This window comes from Thalassoroseus sp., from assembly GCF_984380535.1.
The window spans coordinates 18,516-34,778 of record NZ_CFHRBF010000019.1 but is presented as its reverse complement, the minus strand read 5'-3'; the positions used below and the strand labels follow the sequence as shown (position 1 = coordinate 34,778).

11 protein-coding genes are annotated in these 16,263 nt (G+C 55.2%); 7 read left to right on the top strand and 4 right to left on the bottom strand.

Translation table 11 applies throughout. From position 1 onward, the window contains the following. Window positions 1-197: 197 nt before the first annotated feature. The 4 genes from AC5DDB_RS23615 (at window position 198) to xerC (ending at window position 2,536) form a co-directional block, all read left to right on the top strand. Complete coding sequence (locus AC5DDB_RS23615; protein WP_491742221.1) at window positions 198-1,079, top strand: hypothetical protein; 882 nt, start codon at window positions 198-200, stop codon at window positions 1,077-1,079. Between the two features lie 18 nt (window positions 1,080-1,097). Further along, window positions 1,098-1,238, top strand: coding sequence for a hypothetical protein (locus AC5DDB_RS23610; protein ID WP_491742220.1), 141 nt, complete (start codon window positions 1,098-1,100; stop codon window positions 1,236-1,238). A 52-nt stretch (window positions 1,239-1,290) separates the two neighbouring features. Next, a complete protein-coding gene (locus AC5DDB_RS23605) occupies window positions 1,291-1,503 on the top strand; it encodes a hypothetical protein (RefSeq protein ID WP_166831088.1) in 213 nt (70 codons plus the stop codon). A 112-nt stretch (window positions 1,504-1,615) separates the two neighbouring features. After that, window positions 1,616-2,536 (top strand): tyrosine recombinase XerC, encoded by a 921-nt coding sequence (xerC, locus tag AC5DDB_RS23600; RefSeq protein WP_491742219.1) that lies wholly within the window; start codon window positions 1,616-1,618, stop codon window positions 2,534-2,536. 408 nt (window positions 2,537-2,944) lie between these two features. Here xerC and AC5DDB_RS23595 read toward each other — a convergent pair whose 3' ends face one another. Further along, window positions 2,945-3,880: a UDP-glucuronic acid decarboxylase family protein gene (locus AC5DDB_RS23595; protein ID WP_491742218.1), complete on the bottom strand. Its 936-nt coding sequence runs from the start codon at window positions 3,878-3,880 to the stop codon at window positions 2,945-2,947. A 187-nt stretch (window positions 3,881-4,067) separates the two neighbouring features. Between AC5DDB_RS23595 and AC5DDB_RS23590 the strand changes: the two genes are divergently transcribed. Beyond that, on the top strand, window positions 4,068-5,492 hold the full coding sequence (locus AC5DDB_RS23590; protein WP_491742217.1) for a sialate O-acetylesterase: 1,425 nt from the start codon (window positions 4,068-4,070) through the stop codon (window positions 5,490-5,492). Window positions 5,493-5,701: 209 nt separating this feature from the next. Next, the gene (locus AC5DDB_RS23585) at window positions 5,702-6,043 is read left to right on the top strand and encodes a hypothetical protein (protein WP_491742216.1); all 342 of its coding nucleotides are present in this window, start codon (window positions 5,702-5,704) and stop codon (window positions 6,041-6,043) included. 116 nt (window positions 6,044-6,159) lie between these two features. Here the strand turns inward: AC5DDB_RS23585 and AC5DDB_RS23580 are convergent, their stop codons facing one another. Further along, complete coding sequence (locus AC5DDB_RS23580) at window positions 6,160-7,509, bottom strand: MFS transporter (protein WP_491742215.1); 1,350 nt, start codon at window positions 7,507-7,509, stop codon at window positions 6,160-6,162. A 325-nt stretch (window positions 7,510-7,834) separates the two neighbouring features. Here AC5DDB_RS23580 and uvrA point away from each other — a divergent pair, with 325 nt between their 5' ends. Then, entirely contained in the window at window positions 7,835-14,800 is a 6,966-nt protein-coding gene (uvrA, locus tag AC5DDB_RS23575; protein ID WP_491742214.1) for an excinuclease ABC subunit UvrA, read from the top strand. Window positions 14,801-14,803: 3 nt separating this feature from the next. Here the strand turns inward: uvrA and AC5DDB_RS23570 are convergent, their stop codons facing one another. Together AC5DDB_RS23570 and deoC are read right to left on the bottom strand one after the other, a co-directional pair. Further along, window positions 14,804-15,433, bottom strand: coding sequence for a mechanosensitive ion channel domain-containing protein (locus AC5DDB_RS23570; RefSeq protein ID WP_491742213.1), 630 nt, complete (start codon window positions 15,431-15,433; stop codon window positions 14,804-14,806). 140 nt (window positions 15,434-15,573) lie between these two features. Beyond that, a complete protein-coding gene (deoC, locus tag AC5DDB_RS23565; protein WP_491742212.1) occupies window positions 15,574-16,254 on the bottom strand; it encodes a deoxyribose-phosphate aldolase in 681 nt (226 codons plus the stop codon). Between the last annotated feature and the right edge of the window lie 9 nt (window positions 16,255-16,263).

The following is a 16,263-nucleotide window of genomic DNA, read 5'->3' as shown; positions in this document are numbered from 1 at the left end:
GTTGTTGGAAGTTCTCGTCAACGTGCTTCGCAACTGACGACTCACAACGGACCACGGACAATCCTCAAGCCACCCTACCGATTATGCCGATTCTTCTGATACGGAGAATTGGCTCATCGGGGGGTGTTGTGATTCGGTCCACTTGTTGCATTTTTTTGGCGTTGTTGTTCGTCGGTTGCTCGACGGTCGAGGTCGGCGTGTCGAACCCGATTCCCGGCTTGTCGCGGGTGGCGGTCGTGCCGTTCTTCAATCTCAGCACGGAACCGTCGGCTGACGGTCACCGATTCGCCGAAGCTTACTTCACGGAACTTCAACGCACACCGGGATTCGAAGTGGTCCCCGTCGGTGTCACCGATGCGGCAATGCAGGATCACAATCTCAACCTGAACAGCCCGGCTGATGCGTTGAAGTTGGCGAAGATCCTGGATGTCGACGCGGTCGTGGTGGGTGCAATTACGGCGTATGACGCGTACTATCCGCCACGTGTCGGGTTGCGAGTGGCTTGGTATTCGCCTTACGAGTGGTCGTTCTCGCCGGGTTTGCCGACCGATCCGCGTGCCCGTGCCCCGCTGTTCCCGCCGCCAATCATCTTGCCCACCTTGTCAGATGGCTCCTGTGATGGTCCGACAAAACCGGGGCGTCGCTATGGTCGGCATCAGGATTTATACGACGGGTCACCTCATCAGGGCATCATGCCTGCGGTTCCGGATTTGTTTTCTCCCGCGGAACCAAACTCGCCCGGGGAATCATGTTCTGAAGAGATTGTGCGTGGGCAATCACCGGATGAGTTCGTCACATGGGACGAAACGCCGCTGCCCCCGGTCACACCTGTCGACACAACACGTCCGCTCATGTCCTACGCCCGTATTTTCGACGGAGCCGATGCGGCACTCACGGCTGCATTGCGGGATTACGTCGAACTGAGTGGTGATCTTCGAAGTGGCGGATGGGAAGCGTACTTGCACCGCAGCGACGATTTCCTGCAGTTCACCGCTCGCTTGATGATCGACGAAATGCTGATGCTCCACGGCGGCGAAACACGACGACGGGCCGTCTTCGCCCATCGAAAGCAACGTTGATCTTCGAGAGCGATACGTGTGTCACGTGTGGTTTCCGATCGCTGGAACGAAGCGGTTGTACCGATTGCACGATTCTTGGCAGCGACTCGGTTCAGTCTGTTCATTCCGGCCAAAATTCGGCAACGGTTCTTGGCGATCTTGGTCGATAACCCCTTCTGAACCAGTTGAATACGGTGGTCGCCCAGGAAGGCTGAAGACGATGCAGCAAGGAATGAACGTGTTAGCGCTCGTGAAGGAATCCGAACGCTATGTGTTTCTCTACGATGACGAGAGCCATTCCACGGTCCTGCAGCAACTCGGCAAATGTGCCGCCGATCATGAATTGAGTTTCACCTGGTACGATGCCGCCATCCTCAGCCAAAAGGTGCGACGACTCCGGCAAGAACGCGAAGCGGAAGCCAACGCCGGACCGTATGCGGAGTGATTTCTGATGTGAGGCGTGAGGAGTCAAGCGTGAGGCGTTAAGAGCCTCAATGCTCCTCGCAACCGCAGTACTATCGCCTCACTCCTCACGCCTAACCCCTCACATCTGGCCCATGGATGAAGCGATTGATCTCTTCGCGCGGTATTTGCGAATCGAGCGAAACTCGTCCGCGTTGACGATTAAGTCGTACACCGATGATCTGCGGAGCCTGTGCGAGTTCTTCGAGGAATACCACGGCGGTCTCTTTCCACCGGCGGAAGTCACCACGCAACTCCTGCGAACCTACGTGACGTTTCTGCATGAATGCCAATATGCACGAAGCACGGTCGCCCGGCGGTTAGCGTGTTTGCGGAGCTTCTTTACCTTCTGCGTGCGGGAAGGCCTGTGTGAGACGAACCCCGCGAAAGCATTGCGGACTCCACGTGCGGGTCGAAAGTTGCCCCACTTCCTGACGACCGAGCAAATCGGGCAACTTCTGGAAGCACCGGCGGCGAACACACCGGATGGACTGCGTGACCGGGCGATCTTGGAGACAACGTACTCCGCGGGTCTGCGTGTGAGTGAATTGGTCTCGCTGAATGTTTCCAACTGGGACCGCGACGCCGATGTGCTGCGTGTTCTCGGAAAAGGTCGCAAGGAACGTGTTGCCCCGATCGGCAGTTATGCGGCTCGGGCGTTGGACCGATATTTGGAAGTCCGCGAACCGGCACAGAGTTTGGCGGCGAGCGAGCGGGACGCCCTGTTCCTCAACCGTTTCGGGAAACGACTGACCGATCGCAGCGTGCGGCGGATGCTCGATAAATATCTGCTGCAAACCGGGCTGAATTCGCTGACGTCGCCACACACGCTCCGACACAGCTTCGCCACTCATCTGCTTGACGGTGGAGCCGACTTACGCAGCGTGCAAGAGTTGCTCGGCCATAAAAGCCTGACGACCACGCAAATCTACACGCACGTCAGCACAACTCGCTTGCGGGAAACGTACGAGTTGGCCCACCCACACGCAGCGGGCAATCGACGTGCGGCATCGTAGCCGATGACAACGCGATGAGACCTCGGGTGATCATGCGAAGAGACGGACGCAACGCACGATGTCATCAATGCTGACTCGATTTGGTGCGTTTCGCGTTCCTGCTAGGGAATCGCATTTGTCAAAGATGGCGGGTGTCACTGCAAGAAATTGCATGCACTAAAGACAATACTACGTCACATTCAATGCGGTTTACACTTGAGTGGCATGCCCACCGTTTGGGGTGGGCATGGGCCAGGGATGTTTGAATGTCCAATCATGCCCACGCAAAGCCGTGGGCATGCCACCCACGACGCTAAATCGATGCAATTCCCTGCAGTGGCACACAACCTCTTTTACTGGAATAGGTTGTGTTATTTGCGATCTCGCAAATGCAGCTTCCTCGCTTCACGCACCCACGAAAAGCTGGTCTCACACGCCGAGTTGTTCCCGATAGTAGGCAACAGTGCTCTTTAGCCCCGTTTCTAGCGGCACTTTCGGTTCCCAGCCCAAGAGGTTCTTGGCTTTCTCGATGTTCGGGCAGCGTTGTTTCGGGTCGTCGGCGGGAAGTTCGAGGTTCTGAAGTTCGCTCTTCGACTGGGTTTCCTTGAGCACCTTCTCCGCGAGTTCCAACATCGAATTTTCGACGGGGTTGCCAATATTGAACGGGCCGGTGTGTTCGTCGTTGTCCATCAGTTTCATCATGCCCGCGATGAGATCGTCCACATAACAGAACGATCGCGTTTGGCTGCCGTCACCGTAAATCGTGAGCGGTTCGCCTCGTAGAGCTTGCGTGATGAAGTTGGAAATCACGCGGCCGTCGTTCGGGTCCATTCGCGGACCATACGTGTTAAAGATGCGGATCAGTCGAACTTCCAAGCCGTGCGAAAGATGGTAGTTCATGCACAGACTCTCCGCGACACGTTTGCCTTCGTCGTAGCAACTTCGCGGACCGAGCGGATTGACGTGACCCCAATAATCTTCAGTTTGCGGATGGACTTCCGGGTCGCCGTAGACTTCGCTGGTGGAGGCGTGCAAAATTCGCGCTCGACACCGCTTCGCCAACCCCAGCACGTTCACCATACCCACAGTACTGGTTTTGATCGTTTTGATCGCATTGTACTGATACGCCACTGGCGATGCGGGACATGCCAGGTTGTAGATCTGATCGCACTCCAAATACAGAGGGTGCACGATGTCATGCCGAATGAGTTCGAACTGCGGATGACCGATGAGGTGCTTGATATTCTGTTTGCGACCGGTGAAGAAATTATCGACGCAAACAACTTCGTCTCCGCGTTCGATGAGACGATCGCAAAGATGGCTGCCCAGAAAACCGGCTCCGCCGGTGACGACGATTACACTCATCCGCTGTTCCTCGTGATTGCAACATATGTACGGTCTGCCGGGTCATGGTATCGGCTGTGGTATGGGCGTCAATGCCTAGGCGAATGAATGGCATTAACCTTCGTTGATGCTTGTCCTTCGGAGGAGTATGCTGGTCTCGAGTCTCAATAGTCGCTCTCACTGAACTACTTGAAATTGAGGAGAGATCATGCAGCGAATGAATGGGCATCTGCGAACGGTGCTGGCGGGGTTGGCTTTGGTCGGGGCATTGGGCTCCGTTGCTGGGGCGGAAGTTCGATTGCCGAAGATTTTTGGCAGTCACATGGTTTTGCAACTTGATGCCGAATTGCCAGTGTGGGGTTGGGCGGATCCGGGGGAAGTCGTTCACGTATCGCTCGATCACGACACCGCGAAAGCCACTGCGGACGATGAAGGGCGATGGAAACTTTCGCTGCCCGCCCAAAAAGCCGGTGGACCGCACGAAATCACCGTAAAAGGTTCCAACTCGGAATCCTTTGCATTATCCGACATCCTCGTCGGGGAAGTCTGGTTGTGTTCGGGTCAGTCCAATATGGAATGGTCGGTTTCGAACTCGGACAATCCGAAGGAAGAAATCGCCGCCGCCAACTACCCGAACATTCGCTTGTTCAAAGCTCCTCGGCGACCGTCGGCCACACCGATCGACGATATCGAAGCCCAATGGCAACCCTGCTCGCCCAAAACGATTCCCGGGTTTACCGCTGTCGGTTACTTCTTCGGGCGACACCTCCACAAAGAACTCGATATCCCGATTGGCTTAATTGAATCCGCCTGGGGTGGTACGCGGATCGAACCGTGGACGCCAGTTGTCGGTTTCGAAGCCGTCGAAAAAACTCAGTCGATCGCCAAGCAAGTCAAAAAACGCGACCCGAATGGCAAGTATAGCCATCAAGACCCGACCATGCTTTATAACGGCATGATCAAAGGACTCGTGCCGTTCGCTTTCCGTGGTGCCATCTGGTACCAAGGCGAATCGAATCGCCATGACGGTGCCCATTACCGGGACAAGATGGAAGCCCTCATCAAAGGTTGGCGGGAAGTCTTCCACAATCCCGAAATGCCGTTCCTGTTCGTGCAGTTGGCTCCGTATCAATACGGTACCGAAGACCCCACGATCCTGGCGAAAGCATGGGAAGGCCAAACCGCGTCTCTGAAAATCCCGAACACGGGGATGGTCGTCACGACCGACGTCGCCAACCTCAAAGACATTCACCCCCGCAACAAGCAAGACGTCGGCAAACGCCTTGCTTTGTGGGCACTCGCCAAGACTTACGGTCAAGACGACTTGGTGTACTCCGGCCCGTTGTACAAATCGACGAGAACCGAAGACGGCAAAATCCGCGTGATGTTCGATCATGTTGGCAGCGGTTTGGCCAGTCGTGACGGCGAGGAACTGACCTGGTTCCAAGTCGCCGGTGAAGACGGAGGCTTCGTCGATGCTCACGCGAAAATCGACGGCGACACCGTTGTGGTCTGGAGCGACGAAGTCAAAGAACCAAAATTCGTCCGCTTCGGTTTCCACAAACTCGCCGAGCCCAACCTGATGAACAAGGAAGGACTACCAGCGTCTCCATTCCGCACCGATTCCGACTAGACCTTGTCTCACGTCGGTACAGTTCCTCGCACATCAAAAAGAAAAGCCATCGGGTCAATGCCCGGTGGCTTTTTCTATTGGTCGGTGAATCTGAAAAGTTTTTCTGACGAAGGCTGTCGGATGGCGCGCGAAGTTGATCATTCCTAGGGTGTCAGGTTGCAAACAACGCAGCCAGATGAATGACTCGAAAACTCAAAAAGGATTGTTCAATGAAACACTTCATCGCAATGGCTGTCGTCGGATTAGGAACCGCTACATTCGCAACCGACTCCGCAAAAGCCGACCATGATCGCGAATTCCAAACCAGTTATTACAACAGCGGCTACGGATACAACACGTATCACGCTCCGCAAGCGAACTATAACGACTGTTACACCACTCAGTATCGCCAGCCGTACAACACGCAGTACCGCACCCCTTACGGGAATCCACGTTACAACAACTACCCGTACCACGGCGGCTACAACACGCCGAATAACTACGGAGCCCATCGGCCAACAACGCCTTACACGAACGGCCACTACCACTCTGGCTACGGTTGGTACCGCTAAGTTGGCGTGATGCCCTCATCTTGCCTGAAATCACACGAAACCCGCCGACGGATCCCCGGTCGCATGTGGCAACGGTTGTCACTCGATCGGGGATCTTTGCGTTCGATGGTTTGCGGTTAATCTTCGTGGTGAGCGGAACACAACGCAGGAATCGGCTCGGGTCGGGCCGGCGAATGAGGAGTTGTTTCCACTCGCGGCAGACCATCTCGAACTGTTTGTCGCTCGCTCGGTTGCACGGCATCGACATCGGGATATCGCCCGGCTGTCAGTGCATAAAACGTAGCCACTGTAACCATCATACCCGCAGCGGTGTAGAACATCGGCGTAAAACCGACGCTATCGAACTGATCGATAATCCGCCCCAAGAACGGTGCCGACACCGCCATCCCCAGGTCGAAGAAACCTAAGGTAATTGTGGTGCCCGTGCCGCGATATCGCTTCGGAAACGCACCCGCCCCCAACGACACCACCGCAGGGAACAACAACGCGTGACCGAACCCAGAACACGCAGCCGGTATGAGGAACATCCAGTCGGCTGTCATGAACGGCAAGATCGAAAAGCCCGCCGCATGACCGCACAACCCCAGAAGAATCATACGGTGCCGACCGATCGACCGACTCCACCTCGCAGCCAACAACCGAAACGAAAACGCTGCGATCGCATAGCCAGTGAAGAACGCACCGAACCCATGAGCCAAACCCAAGTGGTTCACATATCGGGTGAGGAACACCGTGGTCACAGTCAGGGCAGTCCCCATCATCAGCGCCACCAACACGACAGCACCGGGCCAGTAGCGGAACAGCAACGCATGAGCCGCCGGTGTTACTCGTGGCCGAGCGTGGACATCTCGCCGCGTGATCGCAAGAACCAACCCCAAATAAATCGTTCCGAGCACAACCGTCGCACCGAACAGCACGACATACTGCATTCGCCCGGTTTCGACGAGGGCCAAAATCAAGTCACCCAGTTGAGCCCCGCAAATCATTCCGACAAACCCGCTACTTCCCAGGTTGCCGATGACTTCGGTTCGTCGTTCCGCAGGCACACGGTTCTGCACATGCACCATAGAGCAGGTGAACATCATGGCGATTCCCACCGCATACCCGGTGCGAGCCACATAAATCCATGAGTCCAGTTGGTCCACGAAGACGAACAAACCCATACTGACAATGAACAACACGCTACCTAACGGCCACAGAATCCGTGTGCCGTAGCGGTCAATCCCCTGCCCCAATACCCATCGCGCAACCAACGCCCCTAACAACGCCGCTCCAGCGATCGCACCGGTCGTCTCTTCGGACCCGCCTAAATACTTGACGAAATCCGCAAAGCGGAATGTTAGAGCATTCGCCGTCACCAACATCACGTTCGCCGCGTATGTCAGCCAGAAGATCCTGTCGTAAATCGATTTCCGTTCTACGTTTACGTGATTATTTAAATTGGGAGGGTCAGGTTCGGTCGTCATGACAACTCGTCGTTGGCTGGTAGCCATCAAGGAAGGTGTGCGAGGCACTTTGCAGGCAGGAGAGCATCCGCGGACCACATGTTCGCGAAAAAACGGGGGAATTGGAAAATCAGCGAAGGCCGGGAACCTCTCCCGACGCGTGTATCTTACCGCTGATGACCGGTCGGGAAAGGCCTGATTGGGAGATCTTCGTGGCTGACACGAAATTGCTCCTGCCGCTTCCCGAATAAAATTCCCGACTGCTGTTCAGTTGTTGCCCGAATTGACGCGTGCCTAAAATTTGCCCAATCGCTCCATTTGCTGACCTTCCTTGCAAGCAATATTCATGTCTCAATCCGATATCATCATCCGCGGTGCCCGCGAGCATAACCTGCGCAATGTCGATCTTACGTTGCCTCGCGGGAAGCTGATCTGCATGACCGGGGTCAGCGGCAGCGGAAAAAGTTCTCTCGCGTTCGACACACTCTACGCCGAAGGACAACGCCGGTACGTCGAAAGTCTGTCCTCGTACGCCCGCCAGTTTCTCGGCCAAATGCCGAAACCCGAAGTGGACACCGTCGCGGGGCTGGCACCGTCGATCTCCATCCAACAGAAGACATCCAGTCGGAACCCACGCAGCACCGTCGGCACGATCACGGAGATTTATGATTATCTCCGCGTGCTATTCGCCCGAGTCGGACAAGGTCATTGCCCGAACTGCGGCCAAGTCATCACTGCACAAACCGCAGAGGCGATTCTCGAAAACATCCTCCGTCTGCCAGGGGGAACAAAATACCAAGTCCTCGCACCGATCGTACGACAACAAAAAGGCGAGTTCAAAGACCTATTCGAAGACTTGCTCAAACAAGGATTTCTCCGCGCTCGTGTCGACGGAGAAGTTGTGCAACTCACGCAAGATCTTGGGTTAGATCGCCAAATGCGGCATTCGATCGAAGTCATCGTCGATCGCCTCACCGCCGGAAAAAGCAGCCGAGCCCGTGTTGCGGAAGCGATCGAAAACGCCCTCAAACTCTCCGGCGGTACACTCCTCGTCAGCATGGCGGACGATACGACATCACCAGTGCCAACCGACAATGAACTTCCCGAGGAGGCGCAAGCACTTCAGGCATCATCCACACACGCGGAGCGACTATATAGCATCGACTACAGTTGTGCTGGCTGCGGCACAAGTTATGAAGTCCCTAGTCCGCAACTCTTTAGTTTCAACAGCCCGCTCGGGATGTGCCTGGACTGTAACGGCCTAGGAATGCGACATGACTTCGTTCCGGAATTGCTAGTCCCGGATGAACAACTATCGATCCAAAAAGGTGCCTTCCCACTCCTCGGCAAAATGTCTGAAGTTGGACGCTGGCGGAAACATATTTTCAAAGGCGTCGCGAATGCGATTGAAACAGATCTCAATCTTAAGAGTGGTGCGTTTCTCAAAACCAAATGGGCGGAACTCCCCCAAGAAGCCCAAGACTTGTTCCTCTATGGTATGCCGGGCCGGAATATCACGTATAGCTGGCGACATCGCGGCGGCATCTGGAAACATGGTGGCGAGTGGGATGGTTATGTCACTGAATTGCTAGACGCATATCGCAAAGCACGTAACCCGATGCGTCGCAAGCAACTTGAAAAGTATATGGCGTTTTCCGCCTGCACAACTTGTCAAGGCGCAAGGCTCAATGCCCAAGCACGCCATGTTCTAATAACCACGACTAGCAAGTCCTTCGGCAAACACGCCAGTGCATCAAACCCTAATATTCAACCGTCACTTTCATTACCGGACGTCTGTCGTCTAAGTATCGCGGATGCCGCTGAGTTCTTTGAAGGTTTAGACTTAGATTCCACAGCTGCCTCAATTGCAGAAGAAGCCATCAAAGAAATTCGCGGTCGGCTTAGTTTTCTGTTGCGATGCGGATTAGATTATCTCGCGCTCGACCGGACTGCGCCGACACTTTCTGGCGGCGAAACGCAACGTATTCGACTCGCAGGACAAATCGGTTGTGGTCTTGTGGGTGTCGTTTATATTTTGGATGAACCATCCATCGGTTTGCATCCGCGTGATAATGTCATGCTGCTCGAAAGCCTGCAAGACTTACGCGATCAAGGTAATACAGTCATCGTCGTCGAGCACGATGAAGACACCATGCGGGCGGCTGATCACATCGTTGATTTCGGTCCCGGCCCAGGAATTCGTGGCGGAAATGTAGTTGCGGAAGGCTCTTTGACGAAAGTCAAGAAGTCGCGAAAAAGCGTGACCGGTCAATTCCTCTCCGGCAAACGCAAGATTGAAATTCCTAGTGAGCGACGTCAACCAACGGATCAATGGCTTACCATCAAAGGGGCAGCTCATAACAATCTGAAAAAAGTCGATGTTCGGTTTCCGCTAGGCACATTCATTTGCGTGACTGGTGTGAGTGGAAGCGGCAAAAGCTCTCTCACAAATAACATTCTTTGGGAAGTTCTCAATCGCGATCTTAACAAAGGTAATGGCACACCTGGGCAACATGCGAGTGTCGATGGACTTAAACACTTAGACAAAGCGATTGATATTGACCAATCACCCATCGGCCGCACACCACGTTCGAACCCGGCAACTTATGTCAAATTGCTCGACGAAATTCGCACCCTCTATACACAACTCCCCGACTCGCGAATTCGAGGTTATAAACCCGGAAGGTTTAGTTTCAACACGCCGAGCGGTCGCTGTGAAGCGTGTGAAGGCTATGGATCGCGAAAACTCGAAATGGATTTTCTTGCCGACGTTTGGGTTACATGCGAGATTTGTAATGGGCGACGTTTCAATAAAGAAACCCTTGAAGTTCGCTATAAAGGTCTCAGCATCTCTGATGTACTAGATCTCGACGTGCAAGCAGCGCTCACACACTTTGAGAATCATCCTAAGATCGCAAGACTTCTCCAAACGTTGCACGATGTCGGACTCGACTATTTGAAGCTCGGACAACCATCACCAACTTTGTCCGGCGGTGAGGCACAACGGATCAAACTTGCACGGGAACTCGGTAAGCGTTCCACCGGGCAGACGTTGTATTTGCTCGATGAGCCAACAACGGGCCTACACTTTGCCGACATTGAAATGCTGCTTAAAGTTCTACATGACTTTGCCGATGCGGGGAATACCGTACTTGTTGTGGAACATAATCTCGATGTCGTCAAGACGGCAGATTGGGTCATCGATTTAGGTCCCGAAGGTGGCGAAGGTGGCGGCCGGATTGTGGCCGAGGGACCGCCGGAAGTGATTGCCGAATGTGCCGACTCCTACACCGGGCAGGCACTTCGACCGTTCCTCGGCATGAAAGAACGCAAACAAGCAAAAGGCCAAGGATCGCGGTGGCAGTCGGTTGCGGCGACCAACGGCTCAGCGAATGGGAAGTCTTCGCGGGAGATCGTCGTTCGAGGGGCGGCTCAGCACAATCTGCAAGACATCGATCTCACAATCCCCCGCGACAAAATGAGCGTCTTCTGCGGACCAAGCGGGAGTGGCAAGAGCTCACTCGCCATGGACACGCTCTACGCCGAGGGGCAACGCCGTTACGTAGAGAGTTTGTCGGCCTACGCGCGTCAGTTCCTTGGTCAAATGCCGAAGCCACGGGTCGAGCACATCCATGGTCTCTCACCGGCAATTGCGATCGAACAAAAAACAACCGGCCACACGCCGCGATCGACGGTCGGAACGGTCACAGAGATTTATGATTATCTCCGCATCCTCTACGCCCGACTCGGGACGCCCTTCTGTCCGGGGTGTGAAATTCCGATCGAAACCCAGACGACGGACCAGGTGATCGACAAGCTGATGCAGTTACCGGCGGGCACGAAGTTGCTCATTCTGGCCCCGCAGGAAGTCCGTGTCGGTCAGAAGTACGAATCGCTGTGGGAACGGTTGCAAGCACAGGGGTTGCGACGGGTGCGGATCAATGGCGAGACGCATCAACTCGATGACATTCCCGCAATGGACCGACGCCGCAAGCACGAAGTTGATGTGGTCGTGGACCGCGTAACAATCGATGCCGGCAAACGCGGGCGAGTGGCTGACAGCGTGGAGTCGGCTTTCGAGATGGGTGCGGGAACGATTCGCGTCGCGACCATTGATGCCGATCGTCCTGAACCCGATTGGACTGTCGAACGCTTTAGTTTGCAGTACGCATGTGGCGAATGCGGGCGAAGTTTCGAGGAACTCACGCCGCACAATTTCAGTTTCAACAGCTATCTTGGCTGGTGTCCGACGTGCGAGGGTTTGGGCACACAACAAGGCACGAACTTGGCCGCGTTGATTTCCGATCCCCACGCGAGTCTCAAAGAAGCCGCGATTGCGGCATGGCCCGATCCGGCGACAAGTCAACTCTTCGCGGCGATGCTGGACGGAATGGCCAGCGAGTTGGGCATTCCGCTGGATGTGGCGTTTAACCAACTCGATCCATCGCATCAACGAGTGGTGCTGCATGGCAGCGGGGACCGTTGGTTCTCATTCAAGAGCACCAAAGCGGTCGGTCCGGCATTCCGGTTTCAGTATAAGGGGTTGTATCCGGCAATCGAGGAAGCTTCGCGGGTTTCGTATGTGTATCGCGCCATGTTGCACGGCATGACAGGCGAAGTTCCTTGCATGGCATGTGATGGCAGCCGACTCCGGGACGATGCCGCCGCCGTTCGGTTAAGTGGAAAAACGCTCCAGCAACTTTGCGATTTGCCGTTGGACGAAGCGTTGCGATTTTTGGAGTCGATCAAGTTTTCCACGTCCGAGAAGAAGATCGCAGGCGATTTGTTGGCCGAAGCGACGAGTCGGTTGTCGTTCCTGGTGGAAGTCGGATTGGACTACCTCACGCTTTCGCGTCCGTTGCCGACACTTTCCGGCGGCGAAGCCCAACGCATCCGGTTGGCGGGGCAAATCGGTCGGGCACTCACCGGAGTGTTGTATGTGCTCGATGAACCGACAATCGGATTGCACCCGCGTGACAACCGCCGATTATTGGGAGCGCTCCAGAAACTTCGAGATCTCGGAAATACGTTGGTGCTCGTTGAGCATGATCGTGAAGTGCTCGACGCGGCGGATCGACTTTACGACTTCGGACCGGGTGCGGGACGGTACGGCGGAAGCGTAACTGGTGAGGGCACGCCGAAGCAAATCGCCAAACGCAAAACGCTCACTGGGGAGTATCTTTCAGACAAGAAGGTCATCTCGATCCCCAAAACGCGACGAATGCCGAGTGTTGAGGAAGAATCGGACTGGAGCAAAATCGAACCGCCGGGTGGCGGGTGGTTGGAGGTGCTTGGGGCGCGGCATCACAATTTGCGGCATGTCGATTTGCGAATCCCGCTTGGCACGTTTACTTGTGTGACCGGGGTTTCCGGATCGGGCAAAAGCACGCTGATCGAGGACACGCTCTCCAAGGCACTTTCGCGATTGTTGCATCGGTCCAACGTGCAACCGGCTCCGTTCGATGAGCTGCGTGGTTTGGAGGCGATCAACAAGATCATCACGGTCGATCAACAACCACTCGGCAACACGCCGGCTTCCAACCCGGCAACGTACACGGGTGTGTTCGAGCCGATTCGCAACTTGTTCGCACAGTTGCCGGAGGCGAAAGTGCGTGGGTATCGGCCGGCCCGGTTTAGTTTCAATCGCAAGGGCGGACGGTGTGAAGACTGCGAAGGCAATGGGCAAAAATGTATCGAAATGCACTTCCTCCCCGATGTGTGGGTCGAGTGCGAGACGTGTCGTGGCAAACGCTACAACCATGAGACACTCGCGGTGAAATACCGGGGTCACACGATTGCGGACGTGCTCGAAATGCCGATCGGCAAAGCTCGCGATGTCTTCGAGAATATCCCCAAGATTCGCGGTTTCTTAGAGACATTGTGCGCGATCGGCTTGGATTATCTTACGCTTGGTCAGCCCGCTCCCACACTCTCCGGTGGCGAAGCGCAGCGGGTGAAATTGGCATCGGAATTAGCCCGACCGAACACGGGTCGCACGTTGTATGTACTTGACGAACCCACGACCGGCTTACATTTCGACGACATCGCCAAGCTGCTGAAAGTTCTGAACAGCCTCGTCGAACTTGGCAACAGCGTGGTGGTGATTGAACACAATTTGGATGTCATCAAGACGGCCGATTGGATTATCGATCTCGGTCCGGAAGCGGGACGCGGTGGCGGGTTTATCGTCACACAGGGTACGCCCGAAGATGTCGCGGCTCATGCGGAGCAGGTAGCAACTTCAAACGACAAGTCACTGCATCCCTCGCATACCGGGGCGGTGTTGCAATCCATTTTGGCGACCGGACAACGGGCCGATCGTGAAGTGTTCAATGCGAAGAAGGCTCGTAAGAAACGCGACGGCGATTTGGACATCAAAGCCGTCGGCAAATCGACGAAAATGCCTTGGGAAACCGACGGGCGGCAGTGGCACACGCAAGACCGTATCGGACATAACGGCACGCCCTGCCGTTGGGATGGGAATGCGCTTGCGACGGTGACTGATTTCTTGGAGGCAGATGAACGGTTCGCACCGATCAAGTGGAATCACCGCAGCGTGATCGAGGTGCAAAGTGCACAGAAACAAGGCGGATGGTTTCTGCATGCATTGACCGGTGAGGAGTGGTTGCTCAAACTCAAATTCCGCGTCAAGAAACGCAGCTTCACCGAGGCGGACTTGCAAGAGAAACTGCAGCTGGCACCGCTCGATGACATCGAAGAACTGCCAATCTATGGTCGTGAGCCGCGTGTGAAGGTGAAGAATCTCAAAGGACCGTGGCAAGAGATTCAACTGGCGGTCCACTGGTTGAAGGAAGTCGAAACACCGGAGTTTCGCGAGTTCCTAGCTGATGCATGCGATGCGTACTTTGCGCAAGGGGACGTCGAGAAAGTCAGTCCCGAAGACATTTCGCCCTGGAAGGTGCTGGGTAGGCGTTGGCATGTGATGCGGAAGAGCATGCTCAAAGGCAAAGTAATGTGGGACGCTGACGTCGTGGACACGCTGTTCGATGTGCTGGAGAACGTCGCCCCTGATGCCGAACCGGATTGGTCGACCAAGATGCTGGTCAACTATCGTCGCAATGGCGCACCCTGGGTGCGCGTCCACACGAAACGCCCGAAAGCCGTCGAGATCGAACTCTATTGCCCCAGCGGTTCGGTGCCATTGGGTCGAGTGTTGAAATTTGGCCACAACCGGGAAATCGTTTCCGGTTCACGCGGCCAAGACACCGTAAAAATCTACTTCCGCACCAAAGCCCAAGTCCAAGACAAAGCATTTGCGGAGTTCTTGAAGGAGCAGCTTTCGTCGCAATAATTGCTAGCTGACGCCTACCGGGAACAATTCGGTATTTGCGTGTTCTTCGTGACCGGATTCCTGTCCGACGCTAGCGTTTTGTCGTCGGTAGAGTTGCTCCCCGAGCATGATTTGTTCCTGGCCTTTGCTTCGTAGCATCGGGCGTTGAAAGAATGTGTTGTTCGGCACTTGCAGGAACGAGCCGTCTTCGGTTTCCAAAGTTGTGAACAGCATATTGAAGTTGACCACTTTTCCGCCCCAAGTATCGGGAGGGAACGTGAGCGTATCACCCACGCGGAATGGGCGGGTGATGATGAGAATTAGGGAACACAACGTATTACTGAGGACACTCCACACAGCGACGAACCCAATTGCGACTAATGCCAACACACCAGTCACGGCAGCCACTACGCTTTGCAATAAACCAAACGCTTGCAGCATGAGAATGACTGTGGCCAAGACGATGCCCCACCGTAGAATTCTTCGCAACGTTGAGACCAACCGATCCGGCAGGTGTTGCCGTTTTTGCACGGCTTGCAGTCCCCGTGATGCCGCAATGTACACACCAATCGCTGCGAGCACGATCGCAATTCCCGCTCCGAATTGTTGCAGGGCTTGATACAGTTTCTGGACAAATTCCGTGGGAACTTCCATGTCTGTTGCTTTCCGTCAAAACCTTCGCGAGTTCGGGGAAATCACCAAGAGCGCTCCCCGATCGAGCGGCGAAGTCTACGCGCAGGGCAGGCGACGGTCATCTGTGATTTCGTTCACTGCAACAGAACGCGACGGGTGAATCACGATGAAAACCGCCCACGACACTCGTCGAGAATCGCTTGGGTGCCGCTGGCTCCGCAGCGGGTGACGCCAAGTTCTCGGAAGGCAAGGACGGTGTCGAGATCGCGAATTCCGCCGGAGGCTTTGACTTGCACGTGCTCGGCGGCGTGCTTTCGCATGAGTTTCAAATCAGTTTCAGTCGCCCCACCGCTGCCGAAGCCGGTGGAGGTTTTCACCCAATCCGCGTCCGCTTCGCTACAGATTTCGCAGAGACGGATTTTGTGGGCGTCTTTGAGGTAGCAATTCTCGAAGATGACTTTCACCTTGCGATCGGATGCATGCGCGAGATCGACGATCGATTGAATCTCGGTTTGCACATCGCTCCACTGTCCGCTGACAACCTGAGAGATGTTGACGACCATGTCCAACTCAATGCAACCGTCCGCAATGGCTTGTTCCGCTTCGGCGATTTTCACCGAAGTTGTGTGGCCCCCCAGCGGAAAGCCGATGACGGTCGACGGCTTCACCGTGCTACCCGCCAACCGCTCGGCACACCGCTTCAGATAGTACGGTAGAATGCACACACTCGCGACGTTGTACTCCAACGCCAAGTCGATGCCTGCTTCCATCTCGTCGGCCGTCAATGACGGTTTGAGCAGAGCATGGTCGATCATCTTGGCAATGTCGGTGTAGGTAGTCATGCCATTTGC

Excerpts from the sequence above, each read along its gene's own strand:
- AC5DDB_RS23605 (WP_166831088.1), top strand. The coding sequence starts at position 1,291 with ATGAACGTGTTAGCGCTCGTGAAGGAATCCGAACGCTATGTGTTTCTC.
- xerC (WP_491742219.1), top strand. The coding sequence starts at position 1,616 with ATGGATGAAGCGATTGATCTCTTCGCGCGGTATTTGCGAATCGAGCGA.
- AC5DDB_RS23595 (WP_491742218.1), bottom strand. The coding sequence starts at position 3,880 with ATGAGTGTAATCGTCGTCACCGGCGGAGCCGGTTTTCTGGGCAGCCAT.
- AC5DDB_RS23590 (WP_491742217.1), top strand. The coding sequence starts at position 4,068 with ATGCAGCGAATGAATGGGCATCTGCGAACGGTGCTGGCGGGGTTGGCT.
- AC5DDB_RS23585 (WP_491742216.1), top strand. The coding sequence starts at position 5,702 with ATGAAACACTTCATCGCAATGGCTGTCGTCGGATTAGGAACCGCTACA.
- AC5DDB_RS23580 (WP_491742215.1), bottom strand. The coding sequence starts at position 7,509 with ATGACGACCGAACCTGACCCTCCCAATTTAAATAATCACGTAAACGTA.
- uvrA (WP_491742214.1), top strand. The coding sequence starts at position 7,835 with ATGTCTCAATCCGATATCATCATCCGCGGTGCCCGCGAGCATAACCTG.
- AC5DDB_RS23570 (WP_491742213.1), bottom strand. The coding sequence starts at position 15,433 with ATGGAAGTTCCCACGGAATTTGTCCAGAAACTGTATCAAGCCCTGCAA.
- deoC (WP_491742212.1), bottom strand. The coding sequence starts at position 16,254 with ATGACTACCTACACCGACATTGCCAAGATGATCGACCATGCTCTGCTC.